The sequence below is a fragment of the Aeromonas sp. sif0611 genome (genome assembly GCF_019218845.1).
Lineage (GTDB): Bacteria > Pseudomonadota > Gammaproteobacteria > Enterobacterales > Aeromonadaceae > Aeromonas > Aeromonas media.
In genome coordinates, this window is sequence record NZ_JAHUWU010000005.1 from 217,397 (window position 1) to 236,005 (window position 18,609).

An 18,609-nucleotide genomic window follows, 5' to 3' on the forward strand; every position below is an offset into this window, starting at 1 on the left:
CCGAAATCGCAGGGAGCCGTCTCGATGCGAGCCATTGTCAGCCTGCTGGCTCTGTCACTGCTGTGTGCGTGCAGTGGCCAGTCAACCGAAGAGGATGCCATGTCAGGGAAAACCCGCCTTCACTACCCCGTCACCCGCCAGGGTGAGCAGGTGGATCACTACTTCGGCCAGGCCGTGGCCGACCCCTATCGCTGGCTGGAGGATGATCGCAGCCCCGAGACCGAAGCCTGGGTCAAGGCCCAGAACGCCGTGACCCAGGACTACCTGGCACAGATCCCATATCGCGCCGCCATCAAGGAGAGACTCGCCTCGTCCTGGAACTACGCCAAGGAGGGGGCGCCGTTTCGCGAAGGGCGCTACCACTACTTCTTCAAGAACGACGGCCTGCAGAACCAGAACGTGCTGTGGCGCCAGTTGGAGGGCAAGCCGGCCGAGGTGTTCCTCGATCCCAATACCCTCAGCCCCGATGGCACCACGGCGCTGGATCAGCTGAGCTTCTCCCGGGACGGCCGCATCCTGGCCTACTCCCTGTCGCTGGCCGGCAGCGACTGGCGCGAGATCCACCTGATGGACGTGGAGAGCAAACAGCCCCTGGAGGCGCCCCTCAAGGACGTGAAGTTCAGCGGCATCAGCTGGCTCGGCAGCGAGGGCTTCTTCTACTCGAGCTACGACAAGCCCGATGGCAGCGAGCTGTCGGCCAAGACCGATCAGCACAAGGTCTATTTCCACCGGCTCGGCACGGCGCAGGAGGATGACCGGCTGGTGTTCGGCGCCATCCCGGCCCAGCACCACCGCTACGTGGGGGCCAGCGTCACCGAAGATGACCGCTTCCTGCTTATCTCGGCGGCGAACTCCACCTCCGGCAACCGCCTCTACGTGAAGGATCTGAGCCAGGAGAACGCGCCGCTGCTGACGGTGCAGGGAAATCTGGAGGCGGACGTGAGCCTGGTGGACAACCAGGGCAGCACCCTTTACCTGTTGACCAACCGGGACGCCCCCAACCGCCGGCTGGTGACGGTGGACGCCGCCAACCCGGGGCCGGCCCGCTGGCGGGATCTCATCCCCGAGCGCCAACAGGTGCTGACGGTACACAGCGGCAGCGGCTATCTGTTCGCCGAGTACATGGTGGATGCCACCGCCCGGGTCGAGCAGTTCGACTACGAAGGCAAGCGGGTGCGCGAGGTGGCGCTGCCCGGCCTTGGCAGCGTCAGCGGCTTCAACGGCAAGCACGATGATCCCGCCCTCTACTTCGGTTTCGAGAACTATGCCCAGCCGCCCACCCTCTACCGGTTCGAGCCAAAGAGCGGGGCCATCAGCCTCTATCGCGCCTCGGCGGCGCCGTTCAAGCCAGAGGATTACATCTCCGAGCAGCATTTCTACCAGAGCAAGGACGGCACCCGGGTGCCGCTCATCATCAGCTACCGCAAGGGGCTCAAGCTCGATGGCAGCAACCCGACCATCCTTTACGGCTATGGCGGTTTCGACGTGAGCCTGACCCCGAGCTTCAGCGTGTCGGTGGCCAACTGGCTGGATCTGGGGGGCGTCTATGCGGTGGCGAACCTGCGCGGGGGCGGCGAGTACGGCCAGGCCTGGCACTTGGCGGGCACCAGGATGAACAAGCAGAACGTGTTCGACGACTTCATCGCGGCGGCCGAGTACCTCAAGGCCGAGGGCTACACCCGCACCGACCGGCTGGCGATCCGCGGTGGCTCCAACGGCGGTCTGCTGGTGGGGGCTGTCATGACCCAGCGGCCGGATCTGATGCGGGTCGCCCTGCCGGCGGTGGGGGTGCTCGATATGCTGCGCTACCACACCTTCACCGCCGGGGCGGGCTGGGCCTATGACTACGGCACCAGCGCCGACAGCGAGGCGATGTTCGACTACCTGAAGGGCTACTCGCCGCTGCACCGGGTGCGGCCCGGGGTCAGCTACCCCTCGACCCTGGTGACCACGGCGGATCACGACGATCGGGTGGTGCCAGCTCACTCCTTCAAGTTTGCCGCCACCCTGCAGGCCGACAATGCCGGCTCCCATCCCCAGCTCATTCGCATCGAGACCAATGCCGGGCACGGGGCGGGCACGCCGGTGGCGAAGCTTATCGAGCAGAGCGCGGACATCTATGCCTTCACTTTGTACGAGATGGGCTACCGGCAACTGCCGACCATCCAGTGAGACCAGGGCCCTGCGGGGCCCTTTTCGTTGATGGGGCGGCCGCCGCGACCATCCCTGTCTCGCCATTTGCCCGTTTTGGGATCGGTACAGCCTGCGGTGGTATAGTCAGCCACAGGATCTGCATTGAGGAGTTCGTCGTGAAGAAGATCATCTACATCCTGCTGGGGTTGGCGCTGGCCGCCGTGGTGGCCATCGCCGCCCTGGTGTCCCTGATTGACCCCAATCAATTCAAGCCCCAACTGGCGGAGCAGGTGCGCAAGAGCACGGGCCGCGAGCTGGTGATGGAAGGGGATATCGGCTGGCGCTTCTGGCCAAGCCTCGGTCTCTCTCTCGAGAAGGTGCAGCTTCGCAACCCCGCCGGGTTTGCCGAGCCTGACCTGCTCCGCTTCGCGCAGGGTGATGCTTCTGTCGCCCTGCTGCCGCTGCTCTCCCACCGGCTGGAGATCGGCAAGGTGACGCTCAGTGGCGCCCATCTCTTTATCCAGACTCGGGCCGATGGCAGCTCCAACCTGAATGGCCTGGTCAAGGCCTCTGCTCCCGACAAACAACCCTCAGCCAGCGAGAGCCAGCCTGCCGCTGCTGCCGCCAGCGACGAGAAGCCCTGGCAGATCAGCCTGCAAGGGGTGGCATTGGTCGAGGCCAGCGCCCTGGTGCGAGACGATCGCAGCGGCGCCGTCTCCCGTCTCGACCGGCTCGACCTCGATCTGGGACAGCTGACCCCGGGTGAGTGGGTACCGGTGACCCTGGCCGCCAAGGGCGCACGCGGGGAGCTGACCTTTGATCTCAAGGGGCAGACCCAGCTCAAGCTGGCTCGGGAGGCCAAGGCCAGCGAGCTGAAGGATCTCAGCCTCAGCGGCAGCCTGAGCCAGCCATCGCAGCGGCTCGATGCCTTCACCCTCAAAGCCGATCGGCTGGCGCTGGGGCAGTGGAGCAGCCTGACCCTTAACCTGAGCGGCGCACAGGGGGCGGCGGACAAGCCGACCCTGGCCGGTACCCTGGAGGGCACCCTCAAGGCGCGGCTCGATCAGGGGCTGCAACTGGTGGAGGTGTCGGATGCGGTGCTGGCCGCCAAGCTCAGCGGCGATACCCTGCCACGCCCGCAGATGCAGCTCAAGCTGGCAGGCTTTGCCCGCGCGGAGCTCGACAAACAGAACGTCACCCTGAGCAATCTGGTGATGGGGGCGGATGACGCCCTGCTCAGCGGCAACGGCACCGTGCGGCTGGGGGTCGTGCCCAGGGTGGAGTTCGACCTCAAGGGGGAGAAACTCGATCTCGACGGCTGGCTCGGTCAGCCGGCCAAGGCCGCGCCCGCTGCTGCCACCTCGGGGGCGGCTGCTCCGGCAGGGGCGAAGGCGCAGGCTGCCGCCACCAAGGCGCTCTCCACCATGGAGCCCGATCTCGCCGCCCTCAAGGCGGTGGATCTGGCCGGTCGGCTGCAACTGGGTAGCCTGCGGCTGAAGGGGCTGGATCTCAACGCCGTGGATCTGCAGCTCGCCCTGGCCGGTGGCCAGCTCAACCTCAAGCAGTTCGGCGCCGGGGTGGCCGGTGGTCGGGTGACGGCGAATGGCATGCTCGATGCCCGCCAGCAACCCGCCCGCTATCAGGTACACAAGCGGATACAGGGGGTGGATATTCGCCCGCTGCTGCAGACCCTGGCCCAGAACGATCGACTGGAAGGCAAGGGGGATCTCGAGGTGCAGGTGCAGGGCATCGGTCTCTCCGAGCAGGCGCTGCGCAGCCAGATGCAGGGCAAGGTGAGCCTCAGGCTGAGCGACGGTGCCCTGCATGGCATCAACCTGGCGGAGATGATCCGTGAGGCGCGGGCCACGCTGACCGGCAAGGGGGCGGATCAGGTGAAGGAGGCGCGCAAGACCGACTTCAGCGCCCTGACCGCCAGCTTCCAGATCGCCAATGGCGTGGCGCGTAGCGACGACATCCAGCTGCTCGCCCCCGCCCTGCGGGTGAAGGGCCAGGGCCAGACCGCCCTGGTGCCCGAGACCCTCGACTTCCTGTTCCTCACCTCAGTGGTGGAGAGCAGCAAGGGGCAGGGGGGCAAGAGCGTGGATGAGCTCAAGGACGTCACCATTCCGGTGCGCATCGGCGGCCACTGGCAGGCACCGAGCTACCGGCTCGACGTGAAGGAACTGCTCAGCAACAACAAGGTGCTGGAGGAGAAGGCCCGCAAGGAGGCCGAGCGCGGCCTCAAGAAATTGCTGGGCGACAAGGCCGACGACGAAGGGGTGAAGGGGGTAGCCGACCAGCTGCTCAAGGGCCTGTTCAAATAGCCCGCCTCCCGCTGATGCCATCCAGAGCCCGCCCCGTGCGGGCTCTTTGTTGTGACGCAGGTCATCATGGGGCGAGGCCTGGTCAGGAACATGGGGTAATATCCGTGGCAGTCATCGAAACCGGGAACCAGGAGGGTTCATGAACAAACGGGTGCTGATCACCGGCGGCGGCAGAGGCATAGGGGCCGCGACGGCCCGTTATCTGGCGGGGCAGGGGTATCACCTCTGCCTCAACTATCGCCATGACAGGGCCAGTGCCGAGGCGCTGGTGGCCGAGATCCGGGCGCAGCACCCGGTCTCCTGCATAGCGGTGCAGGCGGATGTCAGCGTGGAGGCCGAGGTGGTGCGCCTGTTCGAGGAGATGGACGCGCGGCTCGGCACCATCACTCATCTGGTCAATAATGCTGGCATCTTGCTGCCCCAGATGAGAGTGCTGGAGATGAGCGCAGAGCGGATCAACCAGACCCTGACCACCAATGTCACCGGCTATTTTCTCTGCTGCCGCGAGGCGGTGCGCCGCATGACGGCGGGGGGCGCCATCGTCAATGTCTCCTCCGCCGCCGCGCGCCTGGGCTCCCCCGGGGAGTATGTGGACTATGCCGCCGCCAAGGGGGCCATAGACGTGCTGACCAGAGGGCTGTCTCTGGAGGTGGCAGCCCAGGGGATCCGGGTCAACGGCGTGCGTCCGGGTTTCATCTACACCGACATGCATGCGGACGGCGGCGAGCCCGGCCGGGTAGACAGGGTCAAGAGCCATATTCCGCTGCAACGGGGCGGCGAACCCCGCGAGGTGGCCGCCGCCATCGCCTGGCTGCTGTCGGACGAGGCCTCCTACGCCACAGGTACCTTTATCGACGTGGCTGGCGGGCGCTGACCCTGACCCGAGGGTGGGTACAACAAGGGGCGCCATGGCGCCCCTTGTTGCTGCTGTGGTGGGATCCTTACTCCCCAAGCAGCTGTTGCCAGACCGCCAGCACATGGCCCCGCTCGGTCAGCAACTGGCCGTCTCCCACCTTGCGGGAGATCTCCGAGAGGTTGAGGCGATGGCCCTGGTTGCGGATCTCCAGATAGGCGTGCTTGAGCCCCTCCGCCTGCTCCAGGGTCAACACCCCCGCCATCACGCACTCGTCGAAGATACGCACGTTGTCCGACCAGCGGGTCAGGGCCTCCGGCTCGCCGCAGGCGTGAGCCAGCACCAGGTACTGGGCGATGAACTCGATGTCCACCATGCCGCCCGGGGACTGTTTGAGGTCGAACTCCCCCTCGCCAGCTTTCAGCAGGTGATCCCGCATCTTGTGGCGCATCTCGCGCACCTCGCGGGCCAGGGTCGGCAGGTCGCGATCCTTGGCCAGCACGGCGCGGCGGATGCGGGCAAACTCGGCGATCACCGCCTCATCACCATAGATGGGGCGGGCTCGCACCAGGGCCTGATGCTCCCAGGTCCAGGCCTCGTGCTGCTGATACTGCTCATAGGCGGCGAGGGAGGAGACCAGCAGGCCAGCGTCGCCGGAGGGGCGCAGCCGCATGTCGATCTCGTAGAGGATCCCGGACGGGGTGCGGGTGCTGAACAGGTGCAGGATCCGCTGGGCGAGGCGCAGGTAGAACTGGCGGCTGTCGATGGGCTTGCGCCCGTCGGTGTAACTGTTGGGGTCGCCGCCGTGCAGGAACACTAGGTCGAGATCCGAGCCGTAGCCGAGCTCGATGCCACCGAGCTTGCCGTAGGCCACCACGGCGAAGCCGCGCTGGCCGCTCAGCGCCACCTCGGGGGGCACGCCGTAGCGCTCGCTCATCTGGGCCCAGGCCTGATTGACCACCTCTTCGGTGATGGCCTCCGCCAGCCAGGTGAGGTGGTCGCTCACCTTCATCAGCGGCAGGGCGCCGGCGATGTCGGCCGCGACGATGCGCAGCAGTTGCACCTGCTTGAACTGGCGCAGCGCCTCCATCTGCTGCTCCACGTCCTCCTCGGGGATGCGCAGCAGGAACTGGCGCAACTGGGGCTTGTACTGATCCAGCGGGGTGGGGTGGTAGAGGTGCTGGGGATCGAGCAGCTCGTCCAGCAGTATGGGGTAGCGGGCGAGCTGCTCGCTCACCAGGTTGCTCTCGTCGCACAGGCGCACCAGCTGGCGCAGGGCGGCGGGGTTCTCCGCCAGCAGCTGCAGGTAGGCGCTGCGGGTGAAGATGCGGGTCAGCAGGGTGCAGACCCGCTCGAACAGGCGGGCGGGCTCTCGGCTCGCCACCACCAGTCGCAGCAGCTCAGGCATCAGCCAGTCCAGGGCGATGCGCCCCTGGGGGCCGACCTGGCGGCGCTTGTACTCCTCCTTGAAGCGCAACAGAGCGGCGCAAAGCGGCGCAGGCTCGGTCACCCCCTGGGCGGTGAGCAGCTTCTCCAGCTCGGCGGCATCGAGCTCGGTGCGCCAGAGATCGAGCCAGAGCTGTTCCAGGTGGGCGGGGGCCTCCTTCTCTTCCCCCACCACGGCGACGAACTCCTGATGGACTATGGCCATCTCCTCGTCGAGGTGCGTCATGAAGCGCTCCCAGTCGGCGAAGCCGGTGGCGGCGATCAGTCGCTGACGATCCCGCTCCTCTGTGGGCAGAGTCTGGGTCTGCTGATCGCCGATCTCCTGCAATATGTTCTCGACCCGGCGCAGGAAGCGATAAGCCTGGAGCAGGCGCGCGCAACGCTCGTCGTCGAGGGCACCGCTTTGGGCTATGGCCGCCAGGGCCTCGGGCAGGTGGCGCACCCGCAGGGCGGGCTCGCGACCGCCACGAATGAGCTGCAACGCCTGGGCGATGAACTCCACCTCGCGGATGCCACCGGCCCCCAGCTTGATGTTGCCCTCCAGCCCCTTGCGGCGCACCTCGGCGGCTATCATGGCCTTCATCTGGCGCAGGCCGTCGATGACGCCGAAGTCGATGTAGCGGCGGAACACGAAGGGGCGCAGCAGCTCGGTGAGGGCCTGGGCGTATTCGCACTGGGGCCCCAGCACCCGCGCCTTGACCATGGCGTAGCGCTCCCAGTTGCGGCCATGGTGCTGGTAGTAGTCCTCCATGGCGGCAAAGGAGATGGCGAGCGGCCCCGCCTCGCCGAAGGGGCGCAGCCGCATGTCGACCCGAAACACCTGACCATCCTGGGTGGGTTGGTGCAGGGCGTTGATGAGGCGCTGCCCCAGCTTGATGAAGAACTGCTGGTTCGCGAGCTCCCGCCGCCCGCCGACCGTGTAGCCGTTGTCAGGGAAGGTGAAGATGAGGTCGATGTCTGAGGAGAAATTCAGCTCGCCGCCACCCAGCTTGCCCATGCCGAGGATGAGCAGGGGCTGGGGGTCGCCGTTGCCGTCCATTGGCGTGCCGAGCTCGGCGCACTGTTTGGCGTAGAGCCAGTCCCGGGCGCCGCAGATCAGCGCGTCCGCGAGCCTGGTGAGATGGATAAAGCTCTCTTCGACTTCTGACTCCCCGAGCAGCTCGCGCCAGGCGATTACCAGCATGCGGCTGCGCCTGAATTGGCGCAGCACGCGCTTGAGCGCCTCCTCGTCATGGACTTCGGCGAGCAGGGCCGCCAGATCGCCCTCGTAGGCGGGCCAGCGCTCGGACAGCGTCAGATCCCCGGAGGCCAGGGTCTGCGCCAGCAGCTCGGGCTGCTTGATGAGGGAGTCGGCGACGAAATCGGAGAGGCCAAACAGGGTCCGCAGGGTCTGCTGCTCCATCGCTGGCAAATTGCCATATTCGGGGGCCAGCTCGACCAGCCGTTGCCACTGGCGCCCGGACTGATCCTGCAGCAGGGGTGACAGCGCGGGGAGGAATGCCGGAGATGGGGGAAGAGAAGAGGAATGCTGGGCCACGGTTGCCGTCCTTGTGATTAACGGGTCTGCAGAGGGAATGAAAACACCGGCAGCCAATCTAGCATTGTCCCGTGCCCGCGTCACAGCCCGGGAGAGAGAAGCATGAGCCAGCGGGGAAAATGGGCCGCCGGCGCGGGCTCAGGGGCGCCGATAGATCTCGGGGTCGTACTTTTCCATCAGGCTGCCGGGGGCGCGGGGTGGCGCGAAGCCAAAACCGGCATAGAGGCCCTGGGCATCCGAGGTGGCCAGCATGAGGCGGCGCAGCCCCTGCAAGGCGGGATGATCGACAATGGCCGCCATCAACGCCTTGCTGTGGCCGCGACCGCGATGCTCGGGCAGCACGAAGACGTCGGAGAGATAGCCGAAGGTGGCCCGGTCTGTGATGACCCGGGCGAAGGCCACCTGCTGGCCGTCGACATAGCCGCCGAAGCACAGGGAATGATTGATGGCCCGTTGCACCGTGGAGAGGGGAATGCCGAGGCTCCAGTAGGCCTCCTCGGACAGGAAACGGTGAATGAGCGGGACATCGAGGCGTCCCTTGTCGTCGCTGATCTCCAGTGGGGATTGGGTGTGTTGCATCCTGGCTCCTTGCCGTGACATGAGATGAAATGAAAAAGGCCCCTTGCGGGGCCTTCCAGTTTACTCAAATCACGGCCTCAGGCCAGCTTGAAGGCCTGGATATGATTGTCCAGCGTCTGGCTGTGGTGCTCCACCAGTTCGGAGGCATCTTTCAGCTCCCGCAGCACCACCACGGAGCCTTCCACCACCTGTTTGACCTGCTCCAGGTTGGCGTTCATCTCTTCTGCCACCGAGCTCTGCTGCTCGGAGGCGGCGGCGATCTGGCGGTTCATGTCGGCCACCCCCTGCACCCGCTGCACTATGGTGGCGAGCTGATCGCCGGCCTGGGTCACCTGCGCCACCCCCTTGTCCGCCTGCTGAACGCTCTCGGCCATCAGGCCGACAGCCTGGCGGGCATTGCCCTGCAACAGCTCGATCATCTTCTGGATCTCGACGGTGGCGGCCTGGGCCCGGTTCGCGAGTTCGCGCACCTCGGAGGCGACCACGGCGAAGCCACGCCCCGCCTCGCCGGCGCGGGCGGCTTCGATGGCGGCGTTCAGAGCCAGCAGGTTGGTCTGCTCGGAGATGCTGCGGATGGTGTCCACCACTGAGCCGATGCGATCGACCCCGTGCTCCACCTCGTTGACCACGGCAGAGGAGCGCTGAATGTTGCCGGAGAGGGTGTCTATGGTGCTGACGGTGGCGGCCACACAGCGGCTGCCCTCCTCGGCCAGGGCGCTGGCATCAAAGGTGGCGTGGGAGGCCTGTTCCGCATGGTTGGCCACCTCGCGAATGGCGCCCACCATCTGGCTCATGGCGCTGGCGAGCTGTTCTATCTGGGTGAACTCCTCGTTGATCGCCTCGTTCGCCTCCTCCATGCAAAGCGTCACCTGGGAGGCGATGTCATTGAGCTCCTTGCAGGCGGCGCGCTGGGTGCCGAACACCTCCTTGAGGTTATCCTGGGAATGGGCGACCGCCTTGGCGATGTCCCCGAACTCGTCCCGGGACTTGAGCAGCACGCTGTGGCTGAGATCCTTGCGGGCGAAGCGCTCCAGCAGACCCACCAGATAGTGCACCTGCTTGACCATGAGCCGGGAGCCGGTCAGCAGCAGCACCACGAAGACGACCCCCATCAGCGCCGTCTCCATCAGACCGGTCCAGAGCAGACGATCGGCAATGGCATTCGCCTTGGTGGCGTCTATGCCCTCGCCGAGCAGGGTGGCTTCCAGGTTGCTGGCATCGAACCAGAGCTTGGCCAGCAAGAGCAGCGTACTGAACACCATGAGCAGCACCACCTTGGGCACCAACCGGATGTTGCTCATTCGCCTCTCCAGCGAGTTTAACTGCATAATCTTTCTCCTTCTTAATGGCCGGTTTTCCTTTGTCCTCAGGGATATCGGCATTATCTTCCTTTTTATTAATTCGCACCGTGCCTAAAGTAGGAAATTGTATGCGACATCACTTAACTCACCTGCGCGCCATGGATCTGCTGATGGCGTTTCTGTCGGTGATCTCCGTTTCTCTGGTCTTCGCCCGCTGGTGGGGTCGCAGTGAGTGGAGCCCGCAGACCCTGCAACTCTTCTATGACGTCGATAGCCTGATCTGCTATTTCTTCCTCGCCCACTTCGCCTACGGCTGGGTGCGGGCCCCCAATCGGATGGCCTTCTTCAAGGCCAACTGGTTCTATCTGCCGGGCAGCCTGCCCATGGTGGAACAGCTGCGCTGGGCGCGGCTGATCCAGCTGTGGCGGGTCTATCAGCTGCTGCGAGACAGGCCGGATCTGCTGGGCATGTTTCGCCGGGAGCGCAACGAAACCACCTTGTCCGGCATTCTGTTCCTCTTCTTCCTGCTGCTGGGGGTGGGCTCCGGTATCATGTACTGGCTGGAGACGGGCCAGCCAGGCAGCCTGATCCAGACCCCCTATGACGCCTTCTGGTGGACGCTTGTGACGCTGTCGACCGTGGGTTACGGGGATCTGGTACCCAAGACCGAGGAGGGGCGCTTCGTCGCCAGCCTGCTCATCCTGTTTGGTGTGGGTCTGTTTGGCGCCCTCAGCGGTTTCATGGCCAGCCTGTTCGTGCATCCCGGCAAGACCAACGACGACACCACCCTGTGGCGACGCCAGCAGAGCGAGCAGCAGGCGCAACTGTTGCAGGAGCTGAAGGCCCTGCGTGCCGAGGTGAGGGCATTGCAACAGAAGTAGCCTGCGGCGTCTGGAATGGTCGCGTGGCAAACGGGAGAGACGGTGAGACGCCTCTCAGTCAGGGGGGCGCCGCTTTTCTTTGCTTGTCCTTTGACCCGCTGGCGGCTTAACATTCGGCCTGCAACCTAATTCAACGAAGAGAATCGATCGACCATGCGCGCCCTTCTCGGGATCTTGATCTGCTTGTGTGCCCAACAGGTACTGGCCGATACCCGTTATGTCTCAGACAACATCTTTACCTATATCCACAACGGTCCTGGCACCCAGTACCGGATCCTCGGCAGCGTCAAGGCTGGTGAGCCGCTGGAGGTCAAGGCGGTGAACAACGACGCCGGTTTCACCCAGGTGGTGGACGGCCGTGGTCGTGAAGGCTGGATCAAGAACAGCGAGCTGCAGGCGGAGATCAGCCTGCGCGAGCGCCTGCCCCAGGTTCAGAAAGAGCTGGATGAGGCCAAGGCCCGTCTGCTGAACCTCAATGGCGACAACGAGCGACGCTTCGCCGAGAAGGATGGCCAGATCACCGAGCAAAGCAAGGAGATCGCCAGCCTGAAGGCCCAGCTCGCCAGCCAGAGCACCGAGATGAGCAGCCTCAAGGAGCAGAACGACGCTCTGACTCAGAGCTATGACAACCAGGAGCACGACATGCAGATGGACTGGTTCATCCGCGGTGGTGCCATGGTGCTCGGCGGCATACTGCTCGGCATTCTCCTCCCCATGCTGCCCCGTCGTCGCAAGAGCAGCGAGCGCTGGATGAACTGATCGCCCGGGCGATCGCCAAGAGAAAGGTCGCCACGGCGGCCTTTTTTCATGGGGGCGCATAGACCATGTCAGGGGTCGCCAGGGGGCCTCTGCGGCCGTAAGATGAGCCCAAGACCCGTGCCCTGCGCACCCTTCTCAACAAGAGCCTTCAACATATGTCATCAACCGAACAGGCCCGCTGGTTCGTGCTGGGGGGCGATCACCTCGTCCTGCTGGATGAACGGGGGCAGATCCCCCATGGCCCCAGGGCCTGCCTGCCCGTCCATCTGCACTCCGCCCATTTTGAGTCTTTCGATGAGTGGGACGGACTGCCCTGTTATCTGTTGGATCTGGGGCCGGATGCCGAGAGCCCTCCCCTGGCGGGGCTGCGCCAGCTGATGGTGGCGGGGGACGAAGAGGGGTTTCGCCTCGCCGGTCGCGCCTGGCAGCTGGCCACCTTCCGCCGCACCCATCGCTTCTGCGGCGAATGTGGCGCCCCCATGACCCCCAAGGCGAGGGAGTGGGCGCAAGGGTGCCTGCATGGTCACGTCGTCTACCCGCGCATCTCCCCCTGTATCATAGTGGCGGTGCGCAAGGGCCCGGCGATCCTGCTGGCGGCCCATCGCCGTCACTATCAGGCGGAGGATCCCATGTATACGGTGCTGGCGGGCTTCGTGGAGGCGGGGGAGAACCTGGAGCAGTGCGTGGCGCGGGAGGTGTTCGAGGAGAGCGGCATCCGGGTGTGCAACGTGCGCTATGTGGCGAGCCAGCCCTGGCCCTTCCCCCACAGCCTGATGATGGGCTTTGTCGCCGACTACCAGAGCGGCGAGATCAAGGTGCAGGACGACGAACTGGTGGCCGCCGGTTTCTTCGAGGCGGACCGGCTGCCACGGCTGCCGCCCCACGGCACCATAGCACGGCGGCTGATCGAGCTGTGCCTCGCAGAGGCGTGATGAGGGGCGGCGTCTCCTGAAAAGCAGGGCCCATGTTTGCGCCCCCTCACATCTTTGCACTCCGGCGAGCTAGCGGCGCGTTTGTGCCGCCCTTAGCCTTGCACAAAGTGGTATCATATCCGCCATTTTATGCTGGATATGAACTCAGGAACTGGGATGAAAGAGCTGAAGAACGATCGTTACCTGCGTGCCCTGCTGCGCCAGGAAGTGGACATGACGCCGGTATGGATGATGCGCCAGGCTGGCCGCTATCTGCCGGAATACAAGGCCACGCGCGCCCAGGCGGGGGATTTCATGTCCCTGTGCCGCAACGCCGAGCTGGCCTGTGAAGTCACCCTGCAGCCGCTGCGTCGCTATCCACTCGATGCCGCCATCCTCTTCTCCGACATCCTCACCGTGCCCGATGCCATGGGGCTCGGTCTCTACTTCGAGCAGGGTGAAGGCCCGCGCTTCGAGCGTCCGATCACCTCCATGGCCGATGTGCAGGCGCTGCCGGTGCCGGATCCGGAAGATGAACTCGGCTACGTGATGAACGCGGTGCGCACCATCCGCCGTGAGCTCAAGGGCGAAGTGCCGCTGATCGGCTTCTCCGGCAGCCCCTGGACCCTGGCCACCTACATGGTGGAGGGGGGCAGCTCCAAGGCGTTCACCAAGATAAAACAGATGATGTATGCAGAGCCGCAAACCCTGCACCTGCTGCTCGACAAGCTGGCCGACAGCGTGATTGCCTATCTCAACGCCCAGATCAAGGCGGGTGCCCAGGCGGTCATGGTGTTCGACACCTGGGGCGGCGTGCTCACCCCGCGCGACTACCGCGACTTCTCCCTGCAATACATGCACAAGATCGTCGACGGCCTGATCCGCGAGCACGACGGTCGCCGCGTGCCGGTCACCCTGTTCACCAAGAATGGTGGTCAGTGGCTGGAGCAGATCGCCGCCACCGGTTGCGATGCGCTGGGTCTGGACTGGACCACCGATATCGCGGACGCCAAGCGCCGGGTCGGCGACAAGGTGGCGCTGCAGGGCAACATGGATCCCTCCATGCTCTACGCCACCCCGGCCCGCATCCGTGAAGAGGTCGCCTCCATCCTGGCCGGTTTCGGTCACGGCAACGGCCACGTTTTCAACCTGGGCCACGGCATCCATCAGGATGTGGACCCGGAGCACGCCGGGGTGTTTGTGAATGCGGTGCACGAGCTGTCGGCTCAGTACCACGGCCGCTGAGCGCGGCAGACAGCACGATGAGAACGGGGCCTGCGGGCCCCGTTTTGCTGCCCGGCCTCGCGGGGGCTGCATCCTGGTCACCGCTCGGGTTACACTGCACCACCACTGAGCACGGTCGCGGACAGGATGGACGAGTGCACCTCCTGACGACCGGGTGAGGGCGTCGTCGAACATGGCAGGAGGCAGGATGGGCAAGAGTGCATGGGACTGGGGAATCGATCTTGGCGGAACCAAGTGCGAATGCGTGGTACTCGAGGGTGACGAGGTGCTGCTGCGCCATCGCATCCCCACCGAGCGCCGTGGCGGTTACGAGCACATGATAGGCCAGATCGCCAAACTGGTGGACGAGTGCGCCGAGCGGCTCGGCCACCGTCCCGCCATCCTCGGCATGGGCACCCCGGGGGCGCGGGATCCCCAGACCGGGCTGATGAAGAACTGCAACACCACAGAGCTCAACGGCAAGCCGTTCAAGGAAGATCTGGAGCGCCGGCTCGGCATTCCGGTGCTGATCGCCAACGACGCCAACTGCTTCGCCCTGGCGGAAACCCATCTGGGGGCGGTGCGCCAGCACCATCCCGATGCCAAGGTGGTGTTCGGTATCATCATGGGCACAGGGGTGGGCTCCGGCATTGTCATCAACGGCCAGATCCTCAACGGCCATCACGGCATCGCCGGGGAGTGGGGCCACAACGTGCTCTCTCCCGACGGCCCCGAGTGCTACTGCGGCAAGCGCGGCTGCGTCGAGACCTTCATCAGCGGCCCGGCGCTGGAGGCCTGGTATGAGGCCAAGGCCAGGCGTCATCTGTCACTGGCCCAGATAGCGGCGGCGACGGCTCACGACCACGTCGCCAAGCTCACCATGGACCGGTTGCACCTGCTGTTCGGCCAGGCCCTGGCCAACGTGGTCAACATCCTGGATCCGGACGTTATCGTCATCGGTGGCGGTGTGGGTAACGTGCAGAGCCTCTACAGCGTCGGTCGGCAGACGGTACTGCCATTTCTGTTCAACCCCCGCTTCGCCACCCCCCTCATTGCCCCGGCCCTGGGAGACAGTGCCGGTGTGTTCGGGGCCGCGCTGCTGGCCAGGGGCGTCTTCCAGGAGGCCCTGCTGTCGTGAACCAGTCAGGGACCCGTCACTTTGTCGCAGGTAAGGACACAGATTTTTCATGATCAAGATTGCCATCAACGGATACGGGCGCATCGGTCGCAACGTGTTGCGCGCCCTCTACGAGAGCGGCCGCGATAACCAGCTTAAGATAGTCGCCATCAACGAACTGGCGGCTCCCGAGGCCATGGTGCACCTCACCCGCTTCGACACCAGCCACGGCCGGTTCCGCTACCCGGTGCAGCTGGCCGGCAGCAGCATGCTGGTGGGGGAGGATCTCATCTCCCTGTTCGCCGAGCGGGATCCGTCGCGGCTACCCTGGCGGGCGCTGGGGGTGGATGTGGTGCTGGACTGCACCGGGGTGTTCGGCTCCCGGGCCGATGCCGAACTGCATCTGGGGGCGGGAGCGGGCAAGGTGTTGTTCTCCCATCCAGCGGATGCAGATGTGGATGCAACCATCGTCTACGGGGTGAACCATCAGGTGCTGACGGGGCGGGAGCGGATCGTCTCCAATGCCTCCTGTACCACCAACTGCGTGGTGCCCGTCATCGAAACATTGCATCGAGAATTCGAGATAAATTGTGGTACTATTACGACAATTCATTCGGCCATGCACGATCAGCAAGTCATCGATGCTTATCACAGCGACTTGCGTCGAACTCGGGCCGCCAGCCAGTCCATCATCCCGGTGGATACCAAGCTGGCAAAGGGGTTGGAGCGAATCCTTCCTCACTTCGCCGGCAAGTTCGAGGCGATCGCGGTACGGGTGCCGACCATCAACGTCACCGCCATGGATCTGAGCATTACTGTTCGTAAAAAAGTGACAGTTAGTGACGTAAATCAAGCACTGCAACGGGCATCCAGAGGTACATTACAGGGTATCCTGGACTACACGGAAGAGCCGCTGGTCTCCGTAGACTTTAATCATGATGCACACTCCTGCATCATTGATGGTACCCAGACCCGGGTGAGCGATGCCAACCTCGTCAAGATGTTGATGTGGTGTGATAACGAATGGGGCTTCGCCAACCGCATGCTGGATACCACCCGGGCCATGATGGCCGCAGGCTGAGAGTCTGCACCGGGCGCAAGGTTACTGTTTTTTTAACATTACCTGAAAATATATAGAGGACTGAATATGTCTGTTATCAAGATGACCGACCTGGATCTGGCGGGTAAACGCGTTCTGATCCGTGCTGACCTGAACGTGCCGGTAAAAGACGGCAAGGTCACTTCCGATGCACGTATCGTGGCGACGCTGCCGACCATCAAGCTGGCTCTGGAAAAGGGCGCCAAGCTGATGATCACCTCCCACCTGGGTCGTCCGACCGAGGGTGAATACAACGAAGAATTCTCCCTGGCCCCGGTAGTCAACTATCTGAAAGACGCTCTGTCCTGCCCGGTCCGCCTGGCCAAGGATTACCTGGATGGCGTAGACGTCGCCGCCGGTGAGCTGGTTGTGCTGGAAAACTGCCGTTTTAACAAAGGCGAGAAGAAGAACACCGAAGAGCTGGCCAAAAAATACGCCGCCCTGTGTGACGTCTTTGTAATGGATGCGTTCGGTACTGCTCACCGTGCCGAAGGTTCCACCTACGGTGTTGCCCAGTTCGCACCGGTTGCTTGTGCTGGTCCGCTGCTGGCCGGTGAACTGGACGCCCTGGGCAAGGCCATGCTGAAGCCCGAGCGCCCCATGGTTGCCATCGTTGGCGGCTCCAAGGTCTCCACCAAGCTGACCGTGCTGGAATCTCTCTCCAAGATCGCTGACCAGCTGGTGGTCGGTGGTGGCATCGCCAACACCTTCATCGCCGCTGCCGGTCACAACGTCGGCAAGTCCCTGTGCGAGCACGACCTGATCGACACCGCCAAGAAGCTGGCTGCCGAAACCAACATTCCTGTGACCACAGACGTCGTCGTGGGCACCGAATTCTCCGAGTCCACCCCGGCCACCATCAAGTCTGTTAGCGATGTGACCGACGGCGACATGATCTTCGACATCGGCCCTGACTCTGCCAAGGCCCTGGCCGACATTATCATGAACGCCAAGACCATCCTGTGGAACGGCCCGGTCGGTGTGTTCGAGTTCGACCAGTTCGCCGAAGGCACCAAGGTGATCGCTGAAGCCATCGCCGCTTCCCCGGCCTTCTCCATCGCCGGCGGTGGTGACACCCTGGCCGCCATCGACAAGTTCGGCATCGCCGACAAGGTCTCCTACATCTCCACCGGCGGCGGCGCCTTCCTGGAGTTCGTAGAAGGCAAGGTACTGCCGGCTGTCGCGATTCTTGAAGAACGCGCCAAAGCCTAATTGACCCGGGACGGGGGGCAAAAGCCTCCCGTTTCGTTTATCATGTGCCCGCTGTGCCGGTTCATGATGAACCCCCCACTTTTTATTAACGGCATACGAGACAGGACGATTAAACATGTCTAAGAAAATTTTCGACTTCGTAAAACCCGGCGTGATCACTGGTGATGACGTTCAGAAAGTGTTCGCCATCGCCAAGGAAAACGGCTTCGCTCTGCCGGCCGTCAACTGCGTCGGTACCGACTCCGTGAACGCTGTGCTGGAAGCTGCCGCCAAGGTCAAAGCCCCGGTCATCGTTCAGTTCTCCAACGGTGGTGCCGTGTTCACCGCCGGCAAGGGTCTGAAGCTGGAAGGCCAGCAGGCTGCCATCATCGGTGCCATCTCCGGTGCCAAGCACGTGCACGCCGTTGCCGAAGCCTACGGTGTACCCGTGATCCTGCACACCGACCACGCCGCCAAGAAGCTGCTGCCGTGGATCGATGGTCTGCTGGAAGCGGGCGAGAAGCACTTTGCCGAAACCGGCAAGCCGCTGTTCTCCTCCCACATGCTGGATCTGTCCGAAGAGTCTCTGGAAGAGAACATCGACATCTGCTGCGAGTACCTGACTCGCATGGCCAAGATGAACATGACTCTGGAGCTGGAACTGGGTTGCACCGGTGGCGAAGAAGACGGTGTGGACAACAGCCACATGGATCAATCCGCCCTGTACACCCAGCCGGAAGACGTGGCTTACGCCTACGAGCGTCTGTCCAAGATCAGCCCGCGTTTCACCATCGCTGCCTCCTTCGGCAACGTGCACGGTGTTTACAAGCCGGGTAACGTCAAGCTGACCCCGTCCATCCTGGACGCTTCCCAGAAATACGTTTCCGAGAAGTTCGGTCTGCCTGCCAAGTCCCTGGACTTCGTGTTCCACGGTGGCTCAGGTTCCACCCTGGAAGAGATCCGCGAATCCATCTCCTACGGCGTCGTGAAGATGAACATCGATACCGACACCCAGTGGGCTACCTGGGAAGGTCTGTTGAACTTCTACAAGACCAACGAAGCCTACCTGCAAGGCCAGCTGGGCAACCCGGAAGGTGCTGACAAGCCGAACAAGAAGTTCTACGATCCGCGCGTATGGCTGCGTGCCGGTCAGACTTCCATGATCGCCCGTCTGGAGAAAGCCTTCTCCGACCTGAACGCCATCAACGTACTGTAATTCGTTACCGTATCTTGATTGCTGAAGAGGCGCCCTGC

General features: G+C 63.9%; 14 protein-coding genes. 11 read left to right on the plus strand and 3 right to left on the minus strand.

The genetic code is table 11. The features are described 5' to 3' along the window. Positions 1-24: 24 nt before the first annotated feature. The 3 genes from KW824_RS14055 to KW824_RS14065 all read left to right on the plus strand — a co-directional run bounded on the left by KW824_RS14055 (position 25) and on the right by KW824_RS14065 (position 5,331). A complete protein-coding gene (locus tag KW824_RS14055; protein ID WP_218410103.1) occupies positions 25-2,172 on the plus strand; it encodes a prolyl oligopeptidase family protein in 2,148 nt (715 codons plus the stop codon). Between the two features lie 137 nt (positions 2,173-2,309). Then, positions 2,310-4,457 (plus strand): AsmA family protein, encoded by a 2,148-nt coding sequence (locus KW824_RS14060; protein WP_218410104.1) that lies wholly within the window; start codon positions 2,310-2,312, stop codon positions 4,455-4,457. Between the two features lie 139 nt (positions 4,458-4,596). Then, on the plus strand, positions 4,597-5,331 hold the full coding sequence (locus tag KW824_RS14065; protein WP_218410105.1) for an SDR family oxidoreductase: 735 nt from the start codon (positions 4,597-4,599) through the stop codon (positions 5,329-5,331). A 67-nt stretch (positions 5,332-5,398) separates the two neighbouring features. Here the strand turns inward: KW824_RS14065 and glnE are convergent, their stop codons facing one another. The 3 genes from glnE to KW824_RS14080 form a co-directional block, all read right to left on the minus strand. Continuing rightward, the gene (glnE, locus tag KW824_RS14070) at positions 5,399-8,293 is read right to left on the minus strand and encodes a bifunctional [glutamate--ammonia ligase]-adenylyl-L-tyrosine phosphorylase/[glutamate--ammonia-ligase] adenylyltransferase (protein WP_218410106.1); all 2,895 of its coding nucleotides are present in this window, start codon (positions 8,291-8,293) and stop codon (positions 5,399-5,401) included. Between the two features lie 138 nt (positions 8,294-8,431). Then, positions 8,432-8,872, minus strand: coding sequence for a GNAT family N-acetyltransferase (locus KW824_RS14075; RefSeq protein WP_218410107.1), 441 nt, complete (start codon positions 8,870-8,872; stop codon positions 8,432-8,434). 77 nt (positions 8,873-8,949) lie between these two features. Next, a complete protein-coding gene (locus KW824_RS14080) occupies positions 8,950-10,200 on the minus strand; it encodes a methyl-accepting chemotaxis protein (RefSeq protein ID WP_041205015.1) in 1,251 nt (416 codons plus the stop codon). 32 nt (positions 10,201-10,232) lie between these two features. Here KW824_RS14080 and KW824_RS14085 point away from each other — a divergent pair, with 32 nt between their 5' ends. The 8 genes from KW824_RS14085 (at position 10,233) to fbaA (ending at position 18,571) form a co-directional block, all read left to right on the plus strand. After that, on the plus strand, positions 10,233-11,054 hold the full coding sequence (locus KW824_RS14085; protein WP_218410108.1) for a potassium channel family protein: 822 nt from the start codon (positions 10,233-10,235) through the stop codon (positions 11,052-11,054). A gap of 153 nt (positions 11,055-11,207) precedes the next feature. Further along, positions 11,208-11,813, plus strand: a complete 606-nt coding sequence (locus KW824_RS14090; RefSeq protein WP_025328281.1) for a TIGR04211 family SH3 domain-containing protein — start codon at positions 11,208-11,210, stop codon at positions 11,811-11,813. A gap of 155 nt (positions 11,814-11,968) precedes the next feature. Further along, positions 11,969-12,745: an NAD(+) diphosphatase gene (nudC, locus tag KW824_RS14095; protein WP_218410109.1), complete on the plus strand. Its 777-nt coding sequence runs from the start codon at positions 11,969-11,971 to the stop codon at positions 12,743-12,745. Positions 12,746-12,901: 156 nt separating this feature from the next. Then, positions 12,902-13,969 (plus strand): uroporphyrinogen decarboxylase, encoded by a 1,068-nt coding sequence (hemE, locus tag KW824_RS14100; protein ID WP_218410110.1) that lies wholly within the window; start codon positions 12,902-12,904, stop codon positions 13,967-13,969. 187 nt (positions 13,970-14,156) lie between these two features. Beyond that, positions 14,157-15,086 carry an ROK family protein gene (locus KW824_RS14105; protein ID WP_218410111.1) on the plus strand — a complete coding sequence of 310 codons (930 nt, stop codon included), beginning with the start codon at positions 14,157-14,159 and terminating at the stop codon, positions 15,084-15,086. A gap of 49 nt (positions 15,087-15,135) precedes the next feature. Next, positions 15,136-16,146: an erythrose-4-phosphate dehydrogenase gene (gene epd, locus KW824_RS14110; RefSeq protein WP_005332817.1), complete on the plus strand. Its 1,011-nt coding sequence runs from the start codon at positions 15,136-15,138 to the stop codon at positions 16,144-16,146. Between the two features lie 66 nt (positions 16,147-16,212). Further along, positions 16,213-17,376: a phosphoglycerate kinase gene (locus KW824_RS14115; protein WP_005332815.1), complete on the plus strand. Its 1,164-nt coding sequence runs from the start codon at positions 16,213-16,215 to the stop codon at positions 17,374-17,376. A 115-nt stretch (positions 17,377-17,491) separates the two neighbouring features. After that, positions 17,492-18,571 (plus strand): class II fructose-bisphosphate aldolase, encoded by a 1,080-nt coding sequence (gene fbaA / locus KW824_RS14120; RefSeq protein ID WP_005332814.1) that lies wholly within the window; start codon positions 17,492-17,494, stop codon positions 18,569-18,571. The last annotated feature ends 38 nt before the right edge of the window (positions 18,572-18,609 follow it).